At 54.3% G+C, this 26,422-nt stretch carries 29 protein-coding genes; 19 read left to right on the top strand and 10 right to left on the bottom strand.

From position 1 onward, the window contains the following. Positions 1–7 precede the first annotated feature (7 nt). From G523_RS0100230 to G523_RS0100185, 10 genes are all read right to left on the bottom strand, one after another. Entirely contained in the window at positions 8–967 is a 960-nt protein-coding gene (locus G523_RS0100230) for a glucokinase (protein ID WP_022692999.1), read from the bottom strand. Further along, on the bottom strand, positions 967–2,796 hold the full coding sequence (edd, locus tag G523_RS0100225) for a phosphogluconate dehydratase (RefSeq protein WP_022692998.1): 1,830 nt from the start codon (positions 2,794–2,796) through the stop codon (positions 967–969). Before edd ends, G523_RS0100230 begins: the two co-directional genes overlap by 1 nt. Further along, complete coding sequence (gene pgl / locus G523_RS0100220) at positions 2,793–3,482, bottom strand: 6-phosphogluconolactonase (RefSeq protein ID WP_022692997.1); 690 nt, start codon at positions 3,480–3,482, stop codon at positions 2,793–2,795. The genes edd and pgl overlap by 4 nt, the downstream gene beginning before the upstream one ends. Further along, positions 3,479–4,954, bottom strand: coding sequence for a glucose-6-phosphate dehydrogenase (gene zwf, locus G523_RS0100215; RefSeq protein WP_022692996.1), 1,476 nt, complete (start codon positions 4,952–4,954; stop codon positions 3,479–3,481). The genes pgl and zwf overlap by 4 nt, the downstream gene beginning before the upstream one ends. A gap of 105 nt (positions 4,955–5,059) precedes the next feature. Further along, on the bottom strand, positions 5,060–5,308 hold the full coding sequence (locus G523_RS0100210) for a hypothetical protein (protein WP_155802546.1): 249 nt from the start codon (positions 5,306–5,308) through the stop codon (positions 5,060–5,062). A gap of 71 nt (positions 5,309–5,379) precedes the next feature. Further along, positions 5,380–6,270 carry a 3-hydroxyisobutyrate dehydrogenase gene (gene mmsB / locus G523_RS0100205; protein ID WP_022692994.1) on the bottom strand — a complete coding sequence of 297 codons (891 nt, stop codon included), beginning with the start codon at positions 6,268–6,270 and terminating at the stop codon, positions 5,380–5,382. Next, on the bottom strand, positions 6,270–7,307 hold the full coding sequence (locus G523_RS0100200; RefSeq protein ID WP_022692993.1) for an enoyl-CoA hydratase/isomerase family protein: 1,038 nt from the start codon (positions 7,305–7,307) through the stop codon (positions 6,270–6,272). The genes mmsB and G523_RS0100200 overlap by 1 nt, the downstream gene beginning before the upstream one ends. Positions 7,308–7,311: 4 nt before the next feature. Then, positions 7,312–8,448, bottom strand: coding sequence for an acyl-CoA dehydrogenase family protein (locus tag G523_RS0100195; protein WP_022692992.1), 1,137 nt, complete (start codon positions 8,446–8,448; stop codon positions 7,312–7,314). An 8-nt stretch (positions 8,449–8,456) separates the two neighbouring features. Next, complete coding sequence (locus tag G523_RS0100190; protein WP_027441312.1) at positions 8,457–9,230, bottom strand: enoyl-CoA hydratase; 774 nt, start codon at positions 9,228–9,230, stop codon at positions 8,457–8,459. Between the two features lie 9 nt (positions 9,231–9,239). Beyond that, on the bottom strand, positions 9,240–10,736 hold the full coding sequence (locus G523_RS0100185; RefSeq protein WP_022692990.1) for a CoA-acylating methylmalonate-semialdehyde dehydrogenase: 1,497 nt from the start codon (positions 10,734–10,736) through the stop codon (positions 9,240–9,242). Between the two features lie 98 nt (positions 10,737–10,834). Here G523_RS0100185 and G523_RS0100180 point away from each other — a divergent pair, with 98 nt between their 5' ends. From G523_RS0100180 to G523_RS0100090, 19 genes are all read left to right on the top strand, one after another. Continuing rightward, the gene (locus tag G523_RS0100180; protein ID WP_033232222.1) at positions 10,835–11,713 is read left to right on the top strand and encodes a LysR family transcriptional regulator; all 879 of its coding nucleotides are present in this window, start codon (positions 10,835–10,837) and stop codon (positions 11,711–11,713) included. 258 nt (positions 11,714–11,971) lie between these two features. Next, positions 11,972–12,838 carry a polymorphic toxin-type HINT domain-containing protein gene (locus G523_RS0100175; RefSeq protein WP_081648652.1) on the top strand — a complete coding sequence of 289 codons (867 nt, stop codon included), beginning with the start codon at positions 11,972–11,974 and terminating at the stop codon, positions 12,836–12,838. An 11-nt stretch (positions 12,839–12,849) separates the two neighbouring features. Beyond that, positions 12,850–13,782 (top strand): hypothetical protein, encoded by a 933-nt coding sequence (locus G523_RS0100170; RefSeq protein ID WP_022692987.1) that lies wholly within the window; start codon positions 12,850–12,852, stop codon positions 13,780–13,782. Between the two features lie 305 nt (positions 13,783–14,087). After that, positions 14,088–14,609, top strand: a complete 522-nt coding sequence (locus G523_RS0100165; RefSeq protein WP_022692986.1) for an REP-associated tyrosine transposase — start codon at positions 14,088–14,090, stop codon at positions 14,607–14,609. Further along, on the top strand, positions 14,596–14,943 hold the full coding sequence (locus tag G523_RS20755; RefSeq protein ID WP_155802545.1) for a hypothetical protein: 348 nt from the start codon (positions 14,596–14,598) through the stop codon (positions 14,941–14,943). Before G523_RS0100165 ends, G523_RS20755 begins: the two co-directional genes overlap by 14 nt. Positions 14,944–14,946: 3 nt before the next feature. Next, the gene (locus G523_RS0100155) at positions 14,947–15,624 is read left to right on the top strand and encodes a hypothetical protein (RefSeq protein ID WP_022692984.1); all 678 of its coding nucleotides are present in this window, start codon (positions 14,947–14,949) and stop codon (positions 15,622–15,624) included. Between the two features lie 198 nt (positions 15,625–15,822). Then, on the top strand, positions 15,823–16,455 hold the full coding sequence (locus G523_RS0100150) for a hypothetical protein (protein WP_022692983.1): 633 nt from the start codon (positions 15,823–15,825) through the stop codon (positions 16,453–16,455). Positions 16,456–17,842: 1,387 nt separating this feature from the next. After that, positions 17,843–18,556 carry a flagellar basal body rod C-terminal domain-containing protein gene (locus G523_RS0100145; protein WP_022692982.1) on the top strand — a complete coding sequence of 238 codons (714 nt, stop codon included), beginning with the start codon at positions 17,843–17,845 and terminating at the stop codon, positions 18,554–18,556. 2 nt (positions 18,557–18,558) lie between these two features. Further along, positions 18,559–19,302 (top strand): flagellar hook-basal body protein, encoded by a 744-nt coding sequence (locus G523_RS0100140; RefSeq protein WP_022692981.1) that lies wholly within the window; start codon positions 18,559–18,561, stop codon positions 19,300–19,302. Positions 19,303–19,304: 2 nt separating this feature from the next. Beyond that, positions 19,305–19,838, top strand: coding sequence for a hypothetical protein (locus G523_RS0100135; protein ID WP_022692980.1), 534 nt, complete (start codon positions 19,305–19,307; stop codon positions 19,836–19,838). Further along, positions 19,835–20,422, top strand: coding sequence for a flagellar basal body L-ring protein FlgH (locus tag G523_RS17240; RefSeq protein ID WP_022692979.1), 588 nt, complete (start codon positions 19,835–19,837; stop codon positions 20,420–20,422). The genes G523_RS0100135 and G523_RS17240 overlap by 4 nt, the downstream gene beginning before the upstream one ends. A gap of 89 nt (positions 20,423–20,511) precedes the next feature. Further along, the gene (locus tag G523_RS0100125; RefSeq protein ID WP_233347243.1) at positions 20,512–21,549 is read left to right on the top strand and encodes a flagellar basal body P-ring protein FlgI; all 1,038 of its coding nucleotides are present in this window, start codon (positions 20,512–20,514) and stop codon (positions 21,547–21,549) included. 12 nt (positions 21,550–21,561) lie between these two features. Then, complete coding sequence (locus tag G523_RS0100120; protein ID WP_022692977.1) at positions 21,562–21,897, top strand: flagellar basal body rod protein FlgB; 336 nt, start codon at positions 21,562–21,564, stop codon at positions 21,895–21,897. 3 nt (positions 21,898–21,900) lie between these two features. Beyond that, positions 21,901–22,329 (top strand): flagellar basal body rod protein FlgC, encoded by a 429-nt coding sequence (gene flgC, locus G523_RS0100115; RefSeq protein ID WP_022692976.1) that lies wholly within the window; start codon positions 21,901–21,903, stop codon positions 22,327–22,329. Then, positions 22,326–22,649, top strand: a complete 324-nt coding sequence (gene fliE, locus G523_RS17235; RefSeq protein WP_022692975.1) for a flagellar hook-basal body complex protein FliE — start codon at positions 22,326–22,328, stop codon at positions 22,647–22,649. The genes flgC and fliE overlap by 4 nt, the downstream gene beginning before the upstream one ends. Positions 22,650–22,658: 9 nt before the next feature. After that, positions 22,659–23,774: a flagellar basal-body MS-ring/collar protein FliF gene (fliF, locus tag G523_RS19930; RefSeq protein WP_155802544.1), complete on the top strand. Its 1,116-nt coding sequence runs from the start codon at positions 22,659–22,661 to the stop codon at positions 23,772–23,774. Beyond that, the gene (locus G523_RS0100100) at positions 23,771–24,142 is read left to right on the top strand and encodes a hypothetical protein (RefSeq protein ID WP_022692973.1); all 372 of its coding nucleotides are present in this window, start codon (positions 23,771–23,773) and stop codon (positions 24,140–24,142) included. The genes fliF and G523_RS0100100 overlap by 4 nt, the downstream gene beginning before the upstream one ends. Position 24,143: 1 nt before the next feature. Further along, complete coding sequence (locus G523_RS0100095) at positions 24,144–24,809, top strand: hypothetical protein (protein WP_155802543.1); 666 nt, start codon at positions 24,144–24,146, stop codon at positions 24,807–24,809. Continuing rightward, positions 24,806–26,122 (top strand): FliI/YscN family ATPase, encoded by a 1,317-nt coding sequence (locus G523_RS0100090; protein ID WP_022692971.1) that lies wholly within the window; start codon positions 24,806–24,808, stop codon positions 26,120–26,122. The genes G523_RS0100095 and G523_RS0100090 overlap by 4 nt, the downstream gene beginning before the upstream one ends. Positions 26,123–26,422 lie beyond the last annotated feature (300 nt).

Below are 26,422 nucleotides of genomic sequence, written 5' to 3'. Positions count from 1 at the left end.
TAAAGTCCTATTCCAGAGCGAGCGCTGCGGCCCCGATAAGCGGAGCCTCATCATGCATCAGCACGCTGACAGGTGTGTGTGCAAGGAAGGGTGACATGGGGCCGCGTTCAAGGAAGCGATCGCTGGCTTCCGTGGTGCGTAGCCATTTCACCATACGTTCTGCGACACCGCCGGTCAGCACAACGCCGGCATGTGCGCCTGTGATCAGAGCGGCGTCTCCCACCGCGCCCATCAGGGCGTTTGCGCGGAACTTGCAGACTTCCACGCAGACTTTGTCGCCTGCATCCGCGCGGTCCAGAATGTTCTGCGGTGAGAGGTCTTCCGGTGTGACGCGTTCCAGTTCGCAAATGGCTTCATAAACAGGCATGAGCCAGCGACCGGAGACGATCATTTCCACGGAGACGTAATTATAAGTGCGTGCGATCACGTCGCGGATGGCGGCTTCGCGCATGTTACGCGGCGCAAAGGCAGAGTGCCCGCCTTCACCCGTCATGACGTGCCATCCGCCGGTGACAGACTGGATAAGTGTGGAGACGCCGTGTCCGGTGCCGGGGCCGGTCACGAGGATCGGACCTTCCGGGCTGAAATGGCTCTCAATCACCGTTTCAAAACTGTCGTTTGGGATTTCCGGAATGGCGCGAGCCATAGCGGCAAAGTCGTTCACGATTGTAGCGCTGTCGATAAGGAAACGAGACTGGATGACAGATGGGACGACGCGAGGCCATGTGCGGTTGGTCAGCTTGATCGAGCCATCGTCAGCGATTGGGCCTGCCAGCGCAAACAGCGCAGATTTGGGCTTCACATCACTTGAGCTGAGATAGTCTTCAATGGCGTCTTCAAAGCTCGGAATGGTCGGATCGTCATACACTTTGATATTGTGCAGCTGGACATGCCCTAAAGAGGATGACGCGAGTGCCAGGCGGATCTTCGTGCCGCCAACATCGCCGACCAGAACAGGCTTGCTCATCAGTTCATCCCCGCAAATCGGAAGAAGCTCGCGCCCGATGCCGCGTCGCCGGCTTCAGCGCGCATTGTCGCAAACAGCTCGCGGCCAAGGCCAGTATCGGTCTGGTTCGGTACATGCACGGCAGGCGCGCGCGCATTGAACTCTTTGACATCGCCGAGGAAGTTCAGCTCGCCCGTCTCGCAGTTCAGCCGCAGTGGATCACCATCACGCAGGCGCGCAATTGGACCGCCGCGCACACCTTCAGGGGAAAGGTGAATTGCATTCGGGATTTTGCCCGACGCACCAGACATGCGGCCATCCGTGACGAGCGCGACATGGTGGCCGTCATCCTGCAAGGAGCCAAGAATTGGCGTCAGAGAGTGCAGTTCCGGCATGCCATTCGCGCCCGGACCCTGGAAGCGGACCACGACGATGACATCCTTATTCAGTTCGCCAGCCTGATAGGCTTTCTTCACATCGCCTTGCGTATCGAAGATCCGGGCAGGGGCTTCAACAAGGCGGTATTCCGGCTTCACGGCAGAAATTTTCGTGACGCTTTCGCCGAGATTACCTTCGAGCAGTTTCAGCCCGCCTTCTTTATCGAAGGGCTGGTCGACAGGGCGGAGGATTTCAAGATCGCCGCTTGTCTCCGGCGGTTCGCGCCATTCGATGTCACCATCAGCGCCAATAAACGGCTCCATCGCCTGATCGGCCAGTGTGCCATTGATCGTGCGTGCATCGGCGTGGACCAGCCCGCCCTTGATCAGTTCGCGGATGAGGAAGCCCATACCGCCAGCCGCATGGAAATGGTTCACGTCTGCAGCGGAGTTCGGGTAGATGCGACAGAGAAGCGGCGTGACAGCCGAGATTTCGGCCATGTCCTGTGGCGTCAGAACGATACCGGCAGAGGCTGCAAAGCTTGCAAGGTGAAGGACGAGGTTGGTCGAGCCACCGGTTGCCATCAGACCGACAACGGCGTTCACGATGGAGCGTTCGTCGATCATCTCACCGGCTGGCGTATAATCGCCCGCAATGCTGATAGAAGCGGCTTTCTTCGTGGCTTCTCGGGTGAGGGCGGTACGCAGCTCTTCACCCGGCTGCACAAAGGCAGCGCCCGGCAGGTGCAGACCCACCATTTCCATCACCATCTGATTGGAGTTGGCTGTGCCATAGAAGGTGCATGTGCCCGGCGCGTGATAGCTCGCAGCCTCGGCTTCAAGAAGCTTGTCGCGGCCCACATTGCCACGCGCAAACTCCTGACGGATGCGTGCTTTTTCAGGGTTTGGCAGACCCGATGGCATTGGGCCAGCCGGTACGAACACGGCAGGCAGCCAGCCAAAGCGCATCGCCGCCACTACGAGACCCGGGACGATCTTGTCGCAGACGCCGAGATACATTGTGGAATCGAACGTGTCATGGCTCAGCGCAATCGCCGCGGCCATGGCAATTACATCGCGCGAAAAGAGCGAGAGCTCCATACCGTCCTGACCTTGCGTGACGCCGTCACACATGGCCGGAACACCGCCCGCGACCTGCGCAGTAGCGTTCGCGGCGCGCGCCGCATCACGGATGATCTGAGGGTAGGTCTCATATGGCTGGTGGGCCGAAAGCATGTCGTTATAGGCGGTCACAATGCCGATATTCGGCCAGCTTGCGCCGAGGAGCTGAACCTTATCCATCACGGCGCAGCCAGCGCTCGCATGAGCCTGATTGCCTTCGGTCAGCTTTTTGCGGGCAAATCCGTCAGGGCGGTTCGCGCGGATGAGCTCCAGATATTGCGCGCGGCTTTCGGCCGAACGCTCGATAATGCGCTGTGTGATGCGCTCGATTTCAGGATGAAGTGTCGTCATGGGGCCCAGATCACCTCCATATCGTCTTTGCGGGCTGCGAGGGCGCGATGAATGGGCAGGTTTGCCTCTGTGTCCTCAAGGACAGCGCGCTTTTCCTCGCCAGTGATGAGAAGAATGACGGTTTTCGCCGCCTTCACCACATTAAGGGTTACGGTCATCCGGTCGGTATGGTTCCCCGCGACCGGACAGTCTGTTGCATCGATGGCGACGGCATAAAGAGACGGATCATCTGACAATGCGCGCTCAAGGCCAACACTGTCCGGAAACCAGCTGGCCGTATGACCATCAGGCCCCATGCCGAGCAGAACCACGTCAGGTTTGGCGAATACACTGTAAGCCGTGTTCACGTCAGCTTCGCCAGCTTGCGGCGTATCATGCGTGGTCTTCATCTCAATGAAACGCGCAGGGCCAGCGCCTTTCTCAAGAAAGCTTTCTTTCAGGAGGCGCGTGTTGGAGGCATCGCTGTCCCCGTCGACCCAGCGCTCGTCGACCAGACCGACCGTTACATCATGCCATGGCAGATTATTCACAGCGAGGCGCTTATAGGCTGGTGCAGGCGTCGAGCCGCCCGACAGGAGCAGGGTTGCTTTGCCGTGCTCATGAAGCGCCGTCTTCAGGCCGTTGAGCATTTTGGCAGCGGCCGCTTCGCAAGCATCTGCTTTGGTCTTGAAGGCAGTGAAGGTCATGACTTTGGCGTCGTCCTCACATGCCATGCGCGGTCATCACGATCCATCATCATGGCAGAAGCAATCGGGCCATCAGAGCCTGCAGCATAGGTTTGTGATGCTTCGTCAGACTGTTTCCAGCCGTCGATAATGCCGTCCACCCACGTCCATGCAGCTTCGACTTCGTCGCGGCGCATGAAGAGTGAGAGATTGCCACGTGCGACTTCCATCAAAAGGCGCTCATAAGCATCCGGATAACGGAGCATGAAGTTCTCGGCATAGGCGAGGTTGAGCGGCAACGACTTGATGCGCAGCCCACCAGGGCCAGGCTCTTTTATGTGCATTGAAAGGCGTACGCCTTCATCCGGCTGCAGCGTGATAACGAGCTGGTTCGGGCCGGAGAGGCTGATGTCGAAGATATTGTGTGCAACGGGTTTGAACTGGACGACGACCTCTGACACACGGCGCGACATACGCTTGCCCGTGCGCAGATAGATCGGGACGCCGGCCCAGCGCCAGTTATCAATCTCAGCCTTGATGGCGACGAAGGTTTCTGTTTCGGAGCTGTCGTCACCCAGTTCTTCCAGATAGCTTTTGGCTGGCTGTCCGTTGATCAGGCCTTCAACATATTGGGCGCGAACTGTGTTGCGTTTCACCGTGTCTCCGGTGATGGGCTTCAGCGCGCGCAGAACCTTGATCTTCTCGGTACGGATATCGTCCGCATGGATGGAGTTTGGAGGCTCCATCGCAATGAGGCAGAGTAGCTGAAGAAGGTGGTTTTGCACCATGTCCCGCAGCGCGCCAGAGCCATCATAATAGCCCGCACGACCTTCAAGACCGAGGTCCTCAGAGACAGTAATCTGGATGTGATCGATGTGGTTGCGGGACCATAGCGCTTCGAACAGCGTGTTGGAGAAGCGCAGCACCATGAGGTTCTGTACCGCTTCTTTACCGAGATAATGGTCGATGCGGTAAATCTGTTCCTCGTCAAACACCTCACCGACACCATCATTGATCGCGCAGGCAGAGGCTAGGTCTTTGCCGATCGGCTTTTCCAGAACGATGCGGCAGGCATCGCACACCATGTCTGCCGCTTTGAGCGCATGACAGATCTTCACATAAAGAGAAGGCGAGGTGGCGAGGTAATAGATAACGGTTCGGTCGAAATCGACCTTACTGCTCAGCTCTTTCCAGTGTTTTTCAGGGCCTGCAATGTCGAGCGGGGAATAGTCCAGCATTTTTGCGAAGGTCGCCCAATGCTCTTCAGACCATGTGTCTTTTGCTGTGGCTGATTTACAGCTTGTCTTCGCCATCTCGATGAATTCGTCGCGCGTCATTTCAGAGCGCGCCGTGCCCACAATCTTGGAGTTCAGCGGGATCTGGTCATCAAGAAAACGGTGAAACAGGGCTGGCAGAAGCTTGCGTCGGGAAAGGTCACCCGTGCCCCCGAAGATCACGAGGTTAAACGGGTCAACAGGGATGAATTCTGCCATCTGAGTATCCTTAAATCCTGAAGCGCCAGTTCAGGGGTATCATGGAGAAAGGTATGTTGCACCGCCCGGAATTGCATAGCCGGGCGGCGCTAACGAATACGTGTGCTACCAGAATGCGACGTAGATGGCGCAGAGGATGAGTACGATCAGCACGCTGGCGATATTGAAGCCGGTATGAGTTCGGAAGGAAATCCCGCCCACGTCAACCGGTTGGTCTTCATTTGGCTTCGGTGTGAGGAGGGATGCCAAAACTCCGACCACGATGCAGATCAGGAAGACAATCCAGATACGCAGAACGAATGGCAGATTCGGCAGAAGACAGATTGCAGGTATGTGATACTGCAAGCCTGACATCGCGCGACGGCGCAATAGCCATCGCGCTGACCTTGCTCGTTGGCCTTCAGGTTATAGCCTTCTGGTAGAGGCTAGATTTCGCCGCGGACGCGTTTCATAACGCCGGAAAAATCGAGACCGTCAAAACCGTCTGCCGAGAGATTGGCATAGGTGGTTTCAGCCAGCTTCCCGAACTCGACATTTGCGCCTGCAGTCTCGGCGGCGCCCAGTGCCAGCTTCAGGTCTTTCAGCATCATCGCGACGGCGAAGCCTGGCTGGTAGTCGCGATTTGAGGGTGCTGCGGGAACAGGGCCCGGGGCAGGGCAATAGCTCGTCATCGACCAGCATTGTCCCGAAGCCGTAGAAGCGATGTTGAAGAAAGTCTGCGCATCCAGACCCAGCTTTTCAGCAAGGTTGAACGCTTCGCATGTCCCGACCATAGAAATACCGAGCAGCATGTTGTTGGCGATCTTCGCAACCTGACCATTTCCTGCGGGGCCTGCGTGGAAGACATTCTTGCCCATGATTTCAAGGAATGGCTTTGCAGCCTCAAAGGCGGCATCCGGTCCGCCCACCATGAAGGTCAGCGTGCCTGCATCGGCTGCGGCTGTTCCGCCGGAAACCGGGGCATCGACCATCAGGAAGCCTGCGGCTTTTGCTTTGTCTGCCGCTTCACGTGCTTCATCGACGGAGATTGTCGAGCAGTCGATGAGTGCAGCTGTCGATGGAGCATGCGTGGTGACACCTTGCTCGCCAAAATAGACCTCAAGCACATGCTTGCCTGCGGGCAACATGGTGACGACGATCTCGGCGCCGGAAACAGCTTCACCGAGGGACGCTGCAGGTCGTGCGCCCTTAGATTCCGCCTGTTTGATAGCGTCAGGGTTAAGGTCAAACGCGGTGACCTCATGACCAGCGCCGACAAGATTGGCGCACATGCCTGAGCCCATATTTCCGAGGCCGATAAATGCAATTTTCGTCATCAGTTCGTCTCCAGAAATGTGAGTGGGCCGGACTCAAGCGGTGCAAAGAAAGCATCGATTTCACCCTCGCTGATTGCGCTGAGCGGGGACGGCGACCAGTTTGGCGCATTGTCCCGATCAACCAGAACCGCGCGGACGCCTTCCTGAAAATTGTCAGTTTTGATAAGGCGGCTGGCGATCCGGTATTCCATCTCCATCACTTCTCTGAAAGAGGCGCTCCCGCCTTCTCGCACCTGACGAAGAGACAGCTTCATGGAAAGCGGAGATTTCGAGGCGAGTGTTTCTGCCTGCGCTTTCGCCCAGTCACTGCCCGTATTCAGCGCGTCGACAATGTATTCAACGCTGTCACCTTTGAACAGAAGGTCCAGTTCTTCGGTGTGCGCCTCGAACGAACCGGTAGCCTTAGTTTTCAGGCCGTTCAGTGCAGATAGTCCGTCAGTGCAGATTGCCTTAGATAGTTCGCCGAGCGCGGCGCTGTCGCAATAGTGCGTGGCGATACCTGCAGCCAGAACGTCGTTTCCCTTCAGGCGCGCACCGGTCAGAGCCAGCCAAGTGCCCAGCTCGCCTGCGAGGCGCGGCAGGAAATAGCCGCCGCCAACATCGGGAATGAGACCAATGCCTGTTTCGGGCATGGCAAATATGGTGCGCTCGGTCGCAACGCGGTGCGTGCCGTGAACCGAAATACCGACACCGCCGCCCATAGTGATGCCATCCATCAGCGCGACATAAGGCTTCGGATACTCGCTAATCAGCGTGTTGAGCTGGTACTCAACTGCGAAAAAGTCGGCGCCTGCCTTGCCGTCGGTTTTGCCGCTTTCAGACAGCAGAAGCACGTCGCCGCCTGCGCAGAAGCCACGTGTCCCTTCGGCATGGTCGATCAGGACCAGCTCGACAGAGGCATCATTGCGCCAGTCCTGCAGCGCGGAGATCATGATCTCGCACATCTCTTTGTTCAGAGCGTGGAGCGCGCCCGCGCGGTTTAGTGTGATCCGTCCGGCGCGGCCTTCGCGGCGGATGAGAACAGGGGCATCAGTCATATATCTAGTCTTTCAGAAGGTCGCGGGAGACGATGACGCGCATAATCTCGTTCGTGCCTTCAAGGATTTGGTGGACGCGCAGATCGCGAACGATGCGTTCGACTTCGTATTCACGCAGATAGCCATAGCCGCCGTGGATTTGCAGGGCATCATTGGCAACTTTGAAGCCGGTATCTGTGACAAACCGTTTCGCAGACGCGCAGGCTTTGCTGGCATCAGGTGCGCCCGCATCCAGTTTCTGGGCTGCGGTGTAGAGAAGCGCACGCGCGGCTGACAGCTCGATATCCATGTCCGCGAGCTTGAACTGCGTGGCCTGAAAATCGGCAATCGCTTTGCCGAACTGTTTGCGGTCTTTGGCATAGGCGAGGGCGCGCTCAAGTGCCTCCTGCGCGCCGCCGAGAGAGGCTGCAGCAATGTTGAGGCGGCCGCCATCGAGGCCCGCCATGGCGTATTTGAAGCCGTCGCCTTCATTGCCGACGCGGTTGGTCGCTGGAATACGGCAATTATCAAAGCTTACGACAGCTGTCGGTTGGGCATGCCAGCCCATTTTTTCTTCCTTCTTGCCGAAGGAGAGGCCTTCAGCGCCTTTCTCGACGATGAAGGTTGAGATGCCGCGCGCGCCATCATCAGAGGTGCGGGCCATGACAACGTAGACATCAGAGAAGCCAGCGCCGGAGATGAACATTTTAGAACCGTTCAGCACATAGTCGTCGCCATCACGAACGGCGCGCGTACGAAGGCTTGCTGCATCCGAGCCTGAACCCGGTTCTGTCAGGCAGTAGGAGGCGATCAGCTCGCAGCTCGCAAATTTTGGAATGTAATGCTGGCGCAGTTCTTCCGACGCGAATTTGTCAATCATCGCGCCTGCCATATTGTGAATGGAGAGGAAGGTTGCGTGAGAGATATCGCCTTTGGACAGCTGCTCGAAAATCAGAACGGCGTCGAAGCGCGACAGGCCCGATCCGCCGAGGTCTTCATTCAGATAAATGCCGCCAAAGCCAAGCTCGCCCAGAGCTTCGAGAACGCTGCGGTCCAGCGTGCGTTCCTCTTCCCAGCGCGCCGAGTTCGGGCGCAGCATATCTGCTGTGAACTTGGCAGCAGTTTCTGAAATCAGGCTCTGTTCTTCGGTCAGTATCGTCATGGCGTGAATTACTTATCCTTGAAATCGGGTGCGCGCTTTTCAGAGAAGGCGGCCATGCCTTCCTTCTGGTCGTCCGTGCCGAACAGGCCCTGGAAGAGGCGGCGTTCGAACTTGACGCCTTCGGTTGTTGGTAGCTCCAATGCGCGGGAGACCATTTCCTTCGCCGCCATAATGGAGGGCAGGGAGAAACCAGCAATTTCATTGGCTGCTGTGAGGGCTGTCTGCATCAGCTGGTCATGCGGAACGACACGAGAGACAAGACCAATCCGGTCGGCTTCCTCGCCATCAATCATCCGGCCTGTGAGTACCAGATCCATAGCTTTGGCCTTGCCGACCGCTTTCGTGAGACGGATCGAGCCGCCCATACCGGGCGTTACGCCGAGCTTGATTTCCGGCTGTCCGAACTTGGCTTTGTCAGAAGCGATAATCAGGTCGCACATCATGGCGAGCTCACATCCGCCACCAAGGGCAAAACCGTTCACCGCCGCAATGACAGGTTTGCGGCAAGCCGCGAACCTATCCCAGCCTGCAAAATAGTCCTCGACATACATATCCGAGAAGCTTTGCGGTTGCATTTCCTTGATGTCCGCCCCCGCTGCAAATGCGCGGCCAGCGCCGGTCAGCACAGACACAGCGATGTCCTTATTGCGATCAATCGCGGCAAAGCAGTCAGCGACTTCTGCCATGACCTCAGCGTTAAGTGCATTCAGGCTGTCTGGCCGGTTCAGCGTAACAACCGCTACGCGGCTCTGCTGTTCAAATGTGATCGTGTTGTAGGTCATTGCGGTCACCTATCGCATCGTCGGAATAATGAAGGACTGGTCGCCTATATCGCCTTCCGGCCAGCGCTGTGTCACAGTTTTGACCTTAGTGCAGAAGCGCACGCCATCCATGCCGTACTGGTTGTGGTCACCAAAGGCTGACCGCTTCCAACCGGAGAAACTGTGATAGGCGACTGGCACTGGAATTGGCACATTGATACCGACCATGCCTACATTTACTTTAGACGCAAACTCGCGTGCGGCCTGACCATTTCGCGTGAAGAGAGCCACGCCATTGCCATACTGGTGCTTGCTTGGAAGCTCCGCGGCTTCTTCCAGCGTTTCAGCGCGCACGACCTGTAGAACAGGGCCGAAAATCTCTTCTTCGTAAGTCTTCATGCCCGGCTTCACATTGTCGAACAGGCTCGGACCGATGAAATAGCCGTTCTCATGGCCCTGAAGCGAGTGTCCGCGTCCGTCCAGCAGCAGGTTTGCGCCTTCCTCCACGCCCATCTGTATGTAGTTTTCGACCTTTTCCTTGTGTGCAGCGGAGACGACAGGCCCGTAATGAGCGTCTTTGTCCGTCGATACACCAACTTTCAGGGCGCGTGCTTCGGCAATCATGCGTTCGACGAATTCGTCGGCTGTCTTCTTGCCAACGGGAACGGCCACCGGCAGAGCCATGCAGCGTTCGCCTGCAGAGCCATAGGCCGCGCCGACAATATCTTTGACGACCTGATCCATATCCGCGTCCGGCAGGATAATGCCGTGGTTTTTCGCGCCACCCATCGCCTGAACGCGCTTTCCGTTGGCCGTACCTCGGGAATAGACATATTGGGCAATGTCAGACGAACCGACAAAGCTGACAGCCTTGATGTCTGCATGGTCGAGGATTGCATCAACGACCTCCTTATCGCCGTTCACGACGTTCAGGACGCCTTCCGGCGCGCCCGCCTCAAGGAACAGCTCTGCCAGACGCATCGGCACGGACGGGTCTTTCTCGGACGGCTTCAGGATGAAGGTGTTACCGCAGGCGATAGATACGCCGAACATCCACATCGGGATCATGGCCGGGAAGTTGAATGGCGTGATGCCTGCCGTCACACCCAGCGGCTGGCGCATGGAATAAACGTCGATACCAGGGCCAGCGCCTTCAGTGTACTCGCCTTTCAGGAGGTGAGGGATGCCGCACGCAAACTCGATCACCTCAAGGCCGCGTTGAACATCGCCAACTGAGTCCGCGATTACCTTGCCGTGCTCTGCAGAGAGCATGTGCGCCAGCTCGTCCATATTGGCTTCGAGAAGGCGTTTGAATTCGAACATGACGCGGGCGCGCTTTTGCGGATTTGTCGCCGCCCATGCCGGTTGTGCGTTCACAGCCGCCTGCACCGCGCTATCCAATTCTGATGGCGTTGCGAGTGACACACGTGCCTGAACCTCACCGGTATTCGGATCATACACATCGGCAAAGCGCCCTGATGTGCCGCTGACCGACTGTCCGTTCACGAAATGATGGAGTTCACGCATGGTTCTTTCCCTATGACCTGATCTTTGCGCGCCAGTCTAAAGCCTGTAAATAATCAAATAAACATGCGCTTTCGCAATTTGAATTGGCATTTTTGCAAATGAATATCCACTGGGACGACATCCGCTTTCTGCTTCACGTAAGCCGTTTCTCCAAACTGGCGAAAGCAGCCCAGCATATGGGACAGGATACCTCAACTGTGAGCAGGCGCCTGAAGCGGCTTGAAAGCGAGCTGGGCATGCTCCTCTTCGAGCGGACACGTCAGGGGCATGTGCTGACGCGGGACGGGCAGAAAGTCGTCGAGCGTGCCGAAATCATCGAACAGAATATTCAGGACATCGTCGCCCTGTCAGAGCGGGCCGATAACCGGGTATCTGGCCGCGTGCGCATTGGCGTTACCGAGGGGTTGGGCGCTGCGGTACTCGCGCCAGCCATCGCAGACTTTTCCCGCGAGTATCCGGCGGTTGAACTCGACCTGATCGCCATGTCCGGCTTTGCGAATGTCTCCCGCAGAGAGGCTGACCTTGCCATTCTGCTTGCGCGTCCAACGGCGGGGCGTCTGCGCGTGCGAAAGCTCTCTGATTATACACTGAAGCTCTATGCCTCGGCGGATTATCTGGCAAAGGCGAATGTGCCCGAGACAGACGCGGACCTGAAGGATCATCCGCTGATCGGCTATGTCGATGAGCTGATTTATTCGCCGCAGCTACGCTATTATTCGGAAGTTTCCGCAGACCTGAAACCGACCCTGTGCAGCCCGAGTATTGTGGCTCAGCTGGAGATGGTGCGCTCCGGCGCAGGCATCGCGATCCTGCCATGCTTTATGGCCGAACAGCACCAAGATCTGGTCTGCGTCCTGCCAGACACTGTCTCTGTCACGCGTTCATTCTGGCTGGTGACACACGAAGACGTCGCCTCGCTTGCGCGCGTGAAAGCTGCGTCTGAATTCATCGAGCGCACTGTGAAGCGGCTGGTCTAGGTCTGTCGCCGCGTGTCTTATTTTTTGAGAAGAAATGGCGGTGTGGTGAGGAGTTTCAACCCCCGACCCCGGACCGTTGCTCAGCAATCCGGTGCTTCGCACTGGGTAGGGTGCATCAAGGGCAATGCCCGGATGCACCAGAAAGACTCACTCGTAATTTTGAAGCATCTGCAACGCCTTGCCTTGTATTGTTCGGCGTCATCTTTCTGGTGCATTCGCTACGCTTAATGCACCCTACGCGTCACAAAGTGACGCTTACTGGCTATAGTTGCCCGTACAGCCGATAAATGCTTCGCGGCAGGCACGCTTATCCACACCAAATCCGGCCTGACGCCGATTGAAGAGATCAAAACCGGCGATGTCGTGTGGTCGCGGTCAGAGCATGATGTTGGCGAGGCAGGTTGGCGCAAGGTCACTGAATGGGCCTGCACCGGTGAAAAAGAGATTTATAACGTCTCTGTCGCCACACCTTCCGGGCGGTCAGAAACCTATCGCTGCACCGATACACACCCGTTCTGGATGGAAAAGGGCGGCGATGATGGCCAGGGCGGGTTCCTTGCGGCGCGCTCTCTTCGCGCGGGCGACCAGCTCCGCCTGGGTGATGGCTCACCGGCTTATGTAACAGGCGTAGAGGCCACGGGCGTCATAGAGCCGGTCTATAACTTCTCCGTCGACGGCTGGCACACCTACCATGTTGGTGAGCTGGGCGTCTGGGTGCATAATACGTGTTATCTTGATAAGGTTTCCGGTCAGTGGGTAAATGCCAACGGCACGTTTAACTATATGGATCCCTTAAGGGGCACAATGGTTCATAATGTACCGAGAGATGGTCTGACTGGAGATCATTTGCTCCCGAGGTTTGTGATTGAGCGAGCAGATGGGTGGAGCTCATTGAGCCGAAGTCAGCAGAGCGCAATTCTCAACGATCCGACAAACCTAATGCCATTACCGCGCGGCATGAATGCGTCAAAAGGGAAGCGTATTGAGTACGATAACTCGGGCGGATGGACACACTTTAGAGGTGAAGCCGTGCATCCAGAGTTCAAGACTTTCCTAGAAACCCGCCAGATCGACTACAGAATCCACCTTGAAACAGAATACGGACTTAGGTTCCCAACCAGATAGGAGATAATAATTTGCTGACACTTGATGACCTTTACGCGCTGGAGACATCCGATAACCAATTGGTCAGCTGGAAAATATTCCGGCGCGGTGAGGCCCTCCCTGACAACATCCGAACAACCTGCCTGGAAGACGGAGAAACCGTAAATAATCGATACATCGGTTTCGCTATGGGGTTCTGGGGCGACCGACAATGGCTGTATTCGGGGGTAGAGCAAACGGCGCCGGCCACTCATGCGGCGCTGATGGCGGCCTCAGACCTTTATATGGTATTGTCACAGGATATAATGTCAGAAGGGCACTGGAAGACCCCGCAATGGTATATCGAGAGCGGTGGCCGGTTGGTGCAACTTGCCATGCAAGTCGCCGTCCCGGACTGTTCGGCCATCAGACAAGGTCCGATGGTGCACGGGCATTATCTCCGTGCCAAACCTGTGCTGGGTCACAATCTGGCTCTGGCTTTCTGTTCGCATATTGGTGGGATGAAAATTCCTGATGAATTACCAATGGGACTTGCCCCCGGTCGGCTGCCAGGAGGGGCATTAGATTGGAAGGTGATTTATTATGCAGTATTGAGCGAAATATATGGCGTTAAATCGAACTTCGAAGAGGAGTTTGAGCGAGCCAAGCCAGACGTGGATCAAATTTTCGCGCGCCTTGGATATTCGGGCGAGCAAGCTGAAGGAACTGTGCGAGTGTTTTTTGACACGGGCGCTCGTGACGCGCAAATCAGGGACTATGTTCTCATTCAGACGCCGAAAGACAGAGAGAGAATCATTCGCGGCGAGGACGGCGAACCCGTACTGTATTTTGTTCAACAATCAGATTGGCAAAAAATATACGTCCTGAACAATCCTTCTGTCGCCATCGATAATTATGTGGCGCACATGCTCAGGAACGAGGCCGCCACCTTCGATTTCGGTCCCTATCTGGGGGAATGGAAGTAGGGTGTAACGCTTACGGTTGCATCTGTCCTGACCGTGCTATCTCCCTTAAGCCGCCAACTTCCCCGTTCTCGCCGCTCTACATCACTCACTATGAAAACTTATCCCACGCCACGATGGTGCGAGTAAACTCACCCACATGAGCCCAATGCCTGCCAATCTTGAAACCCAATACCCTGCGTGTCGTTTGACCCAAGTTAAAATCACTCCGTGATTTGTAGGGCGTACAAAGCGAAGCGCTGTGCGCCAAAAATCCGTCAAGCGACATATGTCTTGCACGTTTGCCATTTCGACGTCACGCTTTGCACATGCCTGATGACCGACGATATTTCACCCCCGGTGCGATGTGCTTTTTCACGGTCAATTTGAAGAACCGAAAAAGCGATTTGCTGGTGACGCGTATTGACGATCTACGCGAAGCATGGCGACGAACGCAAAAGGATTGGCCGTTTGAGACCATAGCATTTTGCATTCTACCCGATCATTTGCATTGTGTTTTGAAGCTGCCGAAGGGCGATTATAATTTTCCGGTGCGTTGGATGCGGATTAAAACCTGCTTCACGCGCACCATTCCCAAACAGGACGATCCGGCCTCGGCCACAGGCCCACGGGAGCGAGGCATCTGGCAGAGACGGTATTGGGATCATATGATCCGTGACGAGGAAGATTTGGAAAACCATGTGAATTACATCCATTACAATCCGGTCAAGCACGGCTTGGTTGATGATCCAGATGATTGGCCCTATTCAACTTGGCATAGGTTTAAGCGGGGTTTTGGACGGTCTAGGATACCGAATGTGTCAATGACTGACGAGTGTGATACGTTTTGAACGAGGAACGCGTATCTGGGATTTGGCGCACAGCGCTGCGCTTTGTACGCCCTACAAATCACGGAGTGATTTTAACTGCGTGCATAGAAGATCCTTAGCGAATATCGACCCCCGTTCCAGAAACGTCGATGATGTTCTTTATGGCGTGCGTGGTGGATTGCCCAACGAGGCGCCGGATACGTTTGCAATTGACGGGGCGATGATCGATATTACCACGCGTAATATGGCCACCGTGAAAAATCACCTCAATAATGCAAGAATACAGGCGGTTGCGACCTATGAGCCGCTTTCTGATGCAGAAGCTTTGTTCTTGAGAAGTGTTCTGAATCAATAAGAAATGATGATGATAGAAAATTTCCACGACGTATTTGAACGCCAATCCGACGGCGTCGCATTGATCAGGGATCGGGTTTTTGTAAACGAAGTGATCGGGAACTTTGTCCTCACCGATAATGCACCAATCGGCCGCCACCTTGTCGAGCGTGTGGAGTTTCTTAAGTGCAATTTGGGGCATATATCCGCCTTTGGAAATGTCCTCCTGCGCGAGGTCTTATTCAGGAATTGCAAGTGTCCGCACTACAATTTTTATGCTGATAATTACCTTGACCGCGTCGTGGTAGAGGGTAGTGCCGGTTCAATTCTGTGGGTAAGGCATGCCATGGATAGCAAGGGAAAAGAATTGCCGGGCTATATTCTTAAACATCCCGACGACCCCGACGGCATTTGTCTTGATCTCTCTAATTTTCGCGGCACGGTGGACCTGCCACATGTTCAACCACGAAACATAAAGATTGACCCCGAGCGGCATATTATTTGCGACCGTGCACTTCTTGGTGGGGTCGATTGGAAGCATCATCCGGTGATTTCTAAGATGTCGTTCAAGTATAAGGTCTTCAAACTTGAGGGATCTGAATCGAACTATTTTATCGGTAGCATTGTCGATAAGTCGGGCAAGGTAAACCCTGAGCTTGCGGAAGAGATTGCAGAGCTTCGACGCTTGGGGTTCGTTGAGTAATTTGGGTGTTAGACTAAAATTCTTTGAAATTTCGGCGAACAGTTGGCGTCACTTCGTGACGCGTAGGGCGGGTTGAGCAAAGCGATACCCGCCGTAAATGCATCAGCTATGTTGGGATTTCGGCTTCGCCTCCATCACCAACCTACATCCCCCCCAAAACTTATCCAACCCCACCACACCCCACTCTAAACTTGGGGCATGACCCCCGCGCCATCATCTGTTCCTGATTACACATCGCTGACCATCGGCCAGCTGATCGGGCTGAACCTTGCGCGGTTGTATGCCTGGTGCATGCGGCTTCAGGCGACAGGCGAAATACGCGCGCCGCGTGACCTCGCTCAGATGGTGATATCAACCGACGTGATGGTGCATGCCTATGTGCGCATGCTGGCCTCGAACCAGCTGGAGCGCGCCGGTTTCGTCTTTGCGGCAAGTGCGATGCGTATGCCCATCTGGCAACGGACTGACGGTCTTGTTTGCTCTCGCGCACCTTCGGAACGCATAGAGCGCGCTCAGGGCTGTCGTGTTGGCTCTCGTGAATCAAATGCTCACATAGAACTCGTTCAGGGCTGTGACCTCCACTCAATGGCCGAGCTGTTTGACCGGCTTCAGACCACAATCGAAAATTTCGAGCGTGCGGAGATACTGGCGAGCCATCTGGCCCGTGTGATCGTCTGCGCGCTGGCTTTTCTTGAGCCTGAAGAACGCACATCCCTTGAGTTTGATCGGATTGTAGAACCGGCATTCTCGTCTTGTCAGCACGTCACGACATCGCCAGAGCCATGGCCGCCGCCAGACCGTGCGGCGTCTATCCGTTCACTCACGATCTGACTTCACTCTTTCAAATCAAAACTCATGCGCGGCAGGGACTCCCTTGCGGCGATACAGGTGCATCAAGGGCGAAGCCCGGATGCACCAGAGACACTCACTCAATAATCTGAAGCATGCTGCCACGCCTTGCCTTGTATTATTCGGTGTCATTTTTCTGGTGCATTCGCTGCGCTTAATGCACCCTACGCGTCACAAAGTGACGCATACCAGGTCGCGCGGGGTATTTCTTATTTCAGAGAAGAAATGGCGGTGTGGTGAGGCGGGAGCGAAATGGTCTCATTCAGATATGCAGACAAAATAGATGATTACGCCCGTCCTTTCGCTGGACCGACCGTTCGCCGTATTAATGTAGGCATTCAACTCGTCATATAATCAAAACGAGTTGGAGAAACGCGTGCTGGTTTATGCCTTAGCAGACAAATTCCAAAGGGTCTCAGTTCGTGACTTTTTCTACCGAAAGGCCAGCGCCACATTTTATTATTGCAATTTAAGTACGCCGATAAACAGACCGATTATTTTGGCTGGTCAAAAACCATGCCAAGCCGATATTGGAAAAGCGTTGTTCTCAATACCCGATCTATCAAGCTGTTCACCGTATCGGCTGCCCCGTCAGGCTTTGTTTTGCAATCATCAGTCTGGATGCTTCGAGTTTATACTGAAGTCCGAGTTCAGAGTGCTTCGAGGCGTTACATTTACTCGAAGAGGGAATTCGTTAAGGCCTCTTAATTTGTTAATATCTGAGGTCTGAGTGTGCACGGTGAGTTCCATTTAAATCATTGTTAGGAGTGCCAACTAGCTCGGCGGATGAAGCGCCGGTCTCTGGTTTGGCATGAGGGCGTTGCTTAGAGACAGGTCACCATTAATCTGGCCGCAGCCCGTTCTGGGAGCGGGACTTTGGCTCGGGTTTTTAATCCCTCAAAGCCGCGAGAATTTGAGAGATATTCCGGTTTACGTCGCGGGACCGGGGAAAACATCATGTAAAACTATCTTTGAGTTTTATGATGTGAGCGAGCAGCCTTTGGCGCGTCCTGTGTGAACGTTGTTTTAGAAAAACCGACCAAAAATGTACGCCTGTGACAGCGTCGATGAAATGACGCTAGAAAATTCCACAAAATTTTCTGCTTCTGATGGCTCTGACAGGAGTCGAAGTTAAGCCATTGAAAACTAAAGAGAAGGTTGGTGTCTATCTGCGTTTTCCACACATGCGTATGTAGAGAGTCCGGCCTCTAAAGTATAAATTGTATTTTTGCGTGACTTGACCATTCAAAAATACACGTAAAAGTGGTCGGATGAGCAATAGGCTAAAGTCCTTAGCTCAGGAGCGAGGGGGGCCTCGTGACGGCTGCATATAGCAGGACGTAGATTGGGGTTGGCGTCGGGAAAATTCATGAGTGATCCATTAATTGAGGCAGTGCGGTTGCTTGCTTCTTCGGAGCAGCGGGCAGCTGTAATTGGTCGCAATATTTCGAGCGCACAGGTTCCTGGATATCGCGCTGAATCTTTACTTGCGAATCCATCTGACACAGCCGACGTTTTCGGCACTGAGCGACTTAATTTTCAGTCGGTTTACCGCGCTGAGGCGGGTACAACTCAGCTCACAGGAAATGCCTTTGACTTTGCTATTTCCGGGGAGGGGTTCTTTCTTCTTCAGCATCCGGAAACGGGCGTTGAGTTTCTCTCTCGCGCGGGTAGGTTTCATCGTAGATCAGATTTGCAGCTCGTTGATGAAAATGGACTTATTCTCCTTTCAGCAGATGGCGCTCCAGTGCGCGCCGCATCCGATGTTGTGGAAGTTTTGTCCGATGGAACACTGTTGGAGGACGGCGTCGCCGTTGCACAGATAGGCCTTTTTGTGCCTGAGGAAACGAGTGCTATGAGCGCGGTTTCAGGCTCACTCATGCAGATGGAAAACGGGATCGGCGTGACTAGGGTTGAAAGCGGAAACCTTCTTCAAGGTGCATTTGAATCTTCTAATGTCGAACTTGGCGAAGAGATGATTGAGTTGATGCAGTCTGTGCGTCAGGCGGAGACCGGTGCGCGTCTTATCCAAGCTTATGATTCTATGATCGGTAGCGCGATCGCAACCTTTGGGCGGAGCTGAGAATGAATGACGCATTTTATGTCGCTGGTATCGGGCTCGGCTCGCAGGAGCGTGCTCTAAGTGTGGTTGCAAACAATATCTCCAACCTAAACACGCAGGGGTTTAAACGCGCTGAGATCAGCTTTGCTGAGGTAATGGCAAGTACTTCAAGTGACATGCGGGGTGTCGGTGTACGGATGGACCAGGCTGCTGCGGTTTTCGATCAGGGCGACATCGTTGAAACAGGCAATTCGCTCGACATTGCGATTGACGGGAATGGTTTCCTTGAACTCTTGGGGCCCGGTGGAAACAGCTATCTATGGCGCGGTGGGCGGCTCCATGTAGGGCAGGAAGGCTATCTCCAGGCTGAAAACGGAATGATGCTTCGTGATATGGTTAATGTGCCCATAGGTGCGCGTGATATCCGTGTGGATGCTGATGGTACGGTGAGTGCGCTGTTGGTTAATGAGGATGCAGTTTCTGAGCTTGGTCAGCTGTCGCTCGTGAGCGTGAATTCGTCAGCTGATCTTATTCAAAAGTCGAGTGGACTTTATGAGCTAAGAAGCGGTGTTAGGTCCTATGGCGCCGTTGCAGGTGAGGATGGTGCTGGGCAGTTTGTGTCGGGCGCGGTAGAGCGTTCTACTGTGGACCTCAATCAGGAAATGGTCAGCATGATGATCATTCAGCGCGCTTATTCTTCGAACGCGCAGGTGTTGCAGGCTGCGGATCGTCTGATGTCCATAGCGAATTCTTTAAGGCAGCAATAACAATGATTGCGTCTTTGGTAGCGGCCTCAGTCCTGTCTTCACTTGAAGTAGGGGTTTGCCTCAGCTCCGCCCCGGTAGTTGTTTTCGAGCATGCCTATCCGGTGTTCGGTGATATCATTGATGAAGAGGCGCTGCCCGCGACCTGGGCGAGTGCCGCAAAGTCCCGATTGATGGCACTGTCTTTACCGGTGGTGTCTGGAGAGTCCTTCACGCGTGAAGATGTGATCGATATGGTTTCAAATCGTGCGCCCGGACTGTTGATCATTGATTGTGACCCAGCGTCGGGTGAGATGGTTTTTAACCGGATGGAGCAGGCATCTGTTGTGTCCGATGACGTGACTTTGCAGACAGTACGGCGCGCTGGCAAATGGGATGAGGCAGTGCTTCAGATTGTGTCGGGTTCTATTCGAATTCAGCGACCGGTCACTCTGCTGGAAGATCTGCATGGTCAGAGCCGCGTGTTTGTTATGACTGCTGACGATGAAGTCCTCAGCGTGCCAGTAGACGGTCGCTTCATGAGGCTTGTCTATCCATGAAGAGCACCTTTAGCCTATTGTCTTCGCTGGTTCTTGTAGTTGGGCTGTCGGTTTCGGCTCACGCAGACAATCTTTATCGGCCGGGAGAGCACTCTAATCTAATCTCGGACAACAAAGCCTCCCGGATTGGCGATATTCTGACAGTTATCGTTTATCAGAATACCGAAGCATCGAATACAGCGAGTATGCGTTCCTCCCGGCAGACAGACATTGATGGTGGATGGCGGCTTACGGGTGTTGAAGAGTTTGGTCAGGCGCGCCTTGCAACAGGATATGATGGCCGCGGAGAAACGCGACGCAGTGAGCGTTTTCTGACGTCTTTCAGTGTGTCAGTTATTGATATCGTCAATGATGGTACACTTTTGGTTGGCGGGACGCAGGTTTTGTACATCAATGGCGAAAGGTCAGAAGTGACTCTTGAGGGCAAGGTTCGCGTCGTTGATATCTCTTCTCAAAATACAGTGATTTCAACTCTGCTTGCCGACGCAGTTATCAGTTATGATGGAGAAGGATTTGTAACCCGAGGGTCCAATCCGGGATTGGTGACCTGGCTTTTGGGTGTGTTTGGACTGGTGCCGGTATGACCTCCTTTGCGTCGGTAATCCGCGTCCTGATCATAGGGCTTTGCGCGCTTGTTCTGCCCGTGCAAGTCGCTGCATCGCAAACCATCCAGATGAGAGACGCTGGTCGGTTCGAAGGCTGGCGTTCGAACGAACTCGTCGGGTATGGCCTTGTGGTGGGGCTTGCAGGATCCGGAGACAGTCAGCGCAGCGTCGTCACACGCCAGGCGCTTCAAAATTTGCTCGGACGTTTCAATACCACGGTAAGTGAGGACGAATTGTCTAGTCGCAACGCGGCTGTGGTGATGGTGACCGCGAAGCTTCCGCCGTCAGCAAATGTTGGAGATCCGATCCCGGTGACAGTATCTTCCATTGGAGATGCCAGGAGTCTTTCCGGAGGCGTTCTTTTGTTCACCGAGTTGTTAGCGCCGCAAGGCGAGCCATATGCTGTTGCGCAGGGCGCGCTCGTTACTGGCGGCTATAACTTTGAATCTCAGCTCAATATGCAGCAACGAAATTATCCCACCACGGCCGTAATTGAGAACGGTGGAACGGTCGAAGTACCGGTAAATGCGAATATTCTGAACGCAGATAACCAGCTTAGTTTTCTCTTGAGAGATCCCAGTTTTGGCAATGCGCAAAAAATTGCTGATGCCGTCGAAATGCGATTTGGAATTGGTGTTGCCCATGCCGTTGGCGCTGATGAGGTTCAGATACAGTATTATCCGGAATTTGGCAGCCTCCCCCGGTTTGTGGCTGAGCTAGAAACACTTGCCTTTCTGCCAGACACATTCGCCAGAATCGTGGTCAATGAACGCACAGGAACGGTTGTAGCGGGCGCGGACATCAGGATATCTGACATTGTGATCTCCCAAGGTGATCTGAAAGTTCAAATCGAGGCCGATTCTTTCGGCCTGCAACCCGGTTTCATTGCTGGACAAAATGACGGGATTAGTAGTCTGGTTATTACCAATACTGATCTAAGCGTTGACGATTCTTCATCGGATATTGTTGCCAGTTTTCCAAGTGCGACGATCGGGGATCTCGTTCAGGGACTGCGAGAGGCCGGCGTAACCAGTCGCGATCTTATTTCCGTACTTCAGGCCATGAGAGCTGCTGGCGCAGTCCATGCCGAAATTATTGTTCAGTAGAGGGAGAGGGTGATGGATGCCGTAACTTTTAGTGCAGTTTCAAAAACACTCGACCTCTTGTCTCTCCGTCAGGATTACACGGCTCAGAACTTGGCAAACGCGAATACGCCGAACTATCAGCCTGTTCGGATCAGTTTCGCAGATGCATTGAGCGTTGCAATGACGGAGGGCGCTTCAGCGGTTGAGCAGGTTGAGCCGACAATCGAGAGAATAGTTTCCGAATCTGGCGTTCGGATTGATCTTGAGCTCGCGGAATCTTCTAAGACGGCCATGCAGTATGCAGCACTCACCGAAATTCTCGGACGACATATGGCTATCGCCAAAAGTGCAGTAAGTGGGGGGCGCTAAGCAATGCAAGCTTTCGAAATCAGTCTGTCGGCGCTTGATGTGGAATGGCAACGTTATGCTGTCATCGCTGAAAACCTGGCGAATGTAAATTCTCCCGTGGACGCGGCTGGCAATCGTGTTGGCGCGCGTCGGTTGTTGTCCGGTCCTGCCGTGGATTTTCAGACGCTTATGACAACGGATTTAAACAATCGTGAGCCTGTAGGGGTGAGGGTGTTTGCGGTCGAAGAAATGCAAGATCCGGTGCGATCTGTGTATGAGCCGGATCATCCGAGCGCGAATGCCGAAGGATTTGTTCAGTATGCAAATGTGGATCATGGTCAGGAGATGTCGCTGCTCGTGAAAACCATGCGTGTTTATGAGGCTAATCTCACGGCGATGTCGATTTCAAAGCAGATGTATATGAAGGCGCTGGAAATGGGGCGGACGGTATGAGTTCGATCGAAGCGGTCGTTGGATCCGGGGCGGCTGAAGCCCCGGTTCTTTCCAATCAACATATTCAGCAGCCCGTCATTGAGGCATCTGTAAATGGTGACAGCTTTCAGGACATCATGACTACCAGTCTAAATGCAGTGGAACAGAGGCTGCATGCTGCCGACGAGTTAACACGGCAATACGTTTCAGACCCTGAAAGCGTCAGTATCCACGAGGTAATCTTGTCGTTGGAAAAAGCCAAACTCTCGGTAGACCTTACGATACAGATCAGAGACCGTCTTGTGGAAGGGTTTCAGCAAATCACGAACATGCAGCTCTAGGTGATTGAAGTGAGCGATACGGGATCAAGTGCTTCAGGGCGTAGCTTTCGATCAATCCTGCTTATGGTGGGCGTGGGTGTGACAGTTGCATTAGCTCTTACTTATTTCGCGTATAGATCGATGAATTATCGCACGATTATGTCTGGTCTTGCGCCTGAAGAAGCCGCTGAAGTCGTGAGAGTTTTGGAGGATCGTGAGGTTGAGTATCGTGTTACGGCAGGTGGTAGCGCTATAGCTGTTCCGGCGTCTCAAGCGGACCGGATCAGAATCGACATTGCAGATGCTCATTCGCCTGAACGTCGCATCGTCGGATTTGAAATTTTCGACAATTCAGAAATGGGGCTGACAGAGTTCGGGCAGAAAATCAGACATCAACGTGCGCTTCAGGGCGACCTGGCCAGAACTATAATTACAATGATGGAGCCGGTGGCTGATGCTCGCGTGCATGTGTCCATGCCTGAGCGAGTGCTATTTGCTGACGATCGGGCGCGCCCTAAAGCAGCCGTATCTATCAGACCTGCCCCGGGAGCAAGTATTAATCAGAGTATTGTGCAGGGTATACAGTTTCTCGTAGCGTTTTCGATCCCGGAGCTTGAGCCAACGGATGTCGTCATTCTTGACCAGAATGGCATGATGCTTAGCGCCGTACCGACGACAGGCGCTTCGGTTGCGGAAACCGCGGTAAATGCTGTAAACTCGATCGCGGATGGCGCTGATATGGCAGTCGTATCTGACGGCGCGGACGGTATGAGTTTAGCAGTCGATATGACTGTGGCGAATGACCCGTACGTGAACCTTGAGCGCATGATTTCCGATGGTATTTTGGCACCATCAACTGAAGTTCAGGCTTCTGAAGCCGTAACCCAAGTGTCGGAGTATCTGGGGTCGATGGCTACCGAAGAAGTGGGCACCGTGCCCCTGGTGGGGACTGAGCCGGCTCGCTCTATTTGGGCGTTTTATGGCTGGATCGTCTGGAGTCTTATAACTTCTGGAGCGTTCGTGTTCGCGTTGCTTGTCGTTAGACGAATGCGTCGGCCGAAGCTTTCGAAAGAAGAAATCGCCGTCTGGGCAGACCGGTTAACGGAGCTTAGCCAGCGTCGGGTCGAACCCGGAGCGGGACTATGAACAAGTATACCCCGCTGTCATACGCGACGATGATCGAAGAATTCGGCGATTTATCTGCAAATGATCGTCGGACCATTCTGAAATCTCTCAAGCGCGAGGACCGGCACGCGGTTGAAGACTTGTTACGCGCAATGTCGGTTATGCCAAAAATTGACCCAGCGAAGCTGGATACATCCATATTTACCTCACGCTTCCGGCGTTGTCTGAATGATCTGATTGATGCCGAGCAAATCGATCTGACCGATGATGTGAGGACCGTACTGGAGGTAGCCATTGCAAAGGCCAGCGACTGTGAGACGCTGAAGCAGCGGCTTACAAGGCGGCTCGGGCTTGGCATTTTTGCCCGCAAATCTGAACTCGGGGTCTGATTTGATGTCCCGAATTCTAAAAGCGCAGAACGGCGCCTCCATCACCGCCCTGCATCAGGTGCGTGTCTCGACACAGGTGCCCAACGCACCGGAAGCAGAGAGTGTAGAGAGCAAGGTTGAGGCGCTGGAAGCTGAAATTCTGAAAATCAAATCCGAACATGTTGCCGAATTAGAAACTGCCCGAAAAAAAGCGTTCGCGGAAGGTGAAGCATCTGCGCTTCGCGCGCACGATGAAAAGGTCCACGCCCTTGTCGCCGCGGCTGGCCTGGCTCAACAAGCCTTTGAGAAGAAGCTCGATACACTGGATCAACTGGCTCTTGTCATTGTCGACAATGCATTCGACAAGTTTGCCAATTCTCCAGAACAGGTGAAGCAATTCCTACAGGATCTGTTGCATCAGCAGGCAGGGATGCTGCGAAATGAAACCGTAGTTTGCGTTGAAGTCAGCTCCTCAGATTTCGCCAGCGTCGACGAAGTAAAAGCTATTCTGGAGGAATTGGGTGTCGATTCCCCGGGCGGCGACTTTATTAGATTACTGCCTCACAAGAGCGCTGGAGAATGCGACATTCGACTCAGTGCCGGGGACGTTTCAATTTCAGTAAACGAATTCACCCGTGAGGCGCGGGACAGGCTTGCTACCGCGATCGTGGGAGCCAAGCAGGCATGATGCAAGATCACCCATTTGCCGCTCTTCTTAGCGGAATAAATCCGATCACGCATCGAGGCGTACTGCAGGCGGTTCTTCCCGGGCGATTGGAATCGATGGGACCAAAGGCTGTCATCGGTGACCTTTGCAAGATTATTCCGGCCGGCGGCGAAGAGGAAAAGTTAGCAGAAGTCGTAGCGCTGACGCACGACAAAACTGTCCTCATGCCTCTAGATTCATGCGAGTCGTTGTCCGTGGGTGATCGGGTCATCCGTACCGACACTCATCGAATGACGGTTGTAGGCGAAGGGTTAAAAGGGCGTATTTTGAGTGCGCTGGGAAAGCCAATAGATGGCCGCCCGGAAGCAACGGCAGATTTTCTCTGGCCTTTGGCAGGAAAGCCATTGAACCCTATGGAGCGGGATGTGGCCGCCTCACCGCTCTCAACTGGAGTGCGCGCCATAGATGGATGCTTCCCACTCGCAAAAGGTCAACGCATCGGAATTTTTGCAGCGAGCGGTGTCGGCAAGACGACACTGGTTGAGCAGATCATGCAAAATGTCGAGGCCGACAATCTTGTGCTTTGCCTTGTTGGGGAACGCGGCCGAGAGGTTGCCGTTCTTTGGTCCGCACTCCAGGCAGCAGGCATCGCCGATAAGGCAACATTGTTTGTTGCGACCTCTGATGAAAGCGCGGCTGTCAGAGCACGCGTTGTAAACGCCGCGCTTGCGCAGGCGGAATATCTGCGCTGGAAAAACAAAGACGTCGTATTGTTCGTTGACAGTTCTACGCGTTACGCGATGGCCCTTCGGGAAATGGGATTGTCGGCAGGAGAACCGCCCACGGTTCGGGCCTACACACCTAATGTGTTCGCGCAGCTACCGCGTATGGTGGAGCGGTGTGGTGCCTCGGCCTCGGGTGGTTCGATAACGGCATTTTTTACGGTTCTGGCAGAAACGGATGATGTGGACGACCCCATCGTCGAGGTGATGAAGTCACTGCTCGATGGTCATATAATTTTATCCAGGGAAATTGCGGCGTCTGGGCGGTACCCGGCGATTGATGTGCTGAACTCTGTGTCCCGACTGGCCGATAAGGTGATCTGCGATCGTCAGCAAAAGGCGTTGCTGAAGCTGCGGGCCAGCATGTTCCGACTTCGTGAAGCTCAGTTGCTGATTGAAAGCGGCCTGCATAAACCGGGAAACAATAAAAGCCTCGACCGGTCGATCGCAAGACGCAGTGATATCGAGACTTTTCTTGCACAACCAACATCCGGGGCGGCGACACCCACGGATACGTTGAATGCACTCGAAAAACTGGTGGAACAGCTATGACCAGTTTGAAAAGATCAGAGCAGCTCCATCGTCTGAAAAACGTGCGAAAAGTGATCGAGCTGGATCGACTTTCAAAAATGGGTCGTGCGAGATCTGAGGCTGATATATCGAGGCAGGTTTTCGCGAAATGTTCGGATGACCTGACCCACGCTTATGAGAGCTGGCAATCGCATTTTGAGGGAAATTCCGACCCGAGAGTAGCTCAGATCTTTTCCAACAGGTTTGCCGTTCAGTCGAATGTAACCGCAGACGCCAAGGAGGACCTGATTCAGTCTGAACGTGAGGAAACGTTCGCGGAGG

Origin of the sequence: Ponticaulis koreensis DSM 19734 (assembly GCF_000420665.1) — a bacterium.
Classification (GTDB): Bacteria; Pseudomonadota; Alphaproteobacteria; order Caulobacterales; family Hyphomonadaceae; genus Ponticaulis; species Ponticaulis koreensis.
The sequence above is the reverse complement of the archived record's forward strand: the minus strand, read 5'-3'. Positions and strand labels throughout refer to the sequence as shown.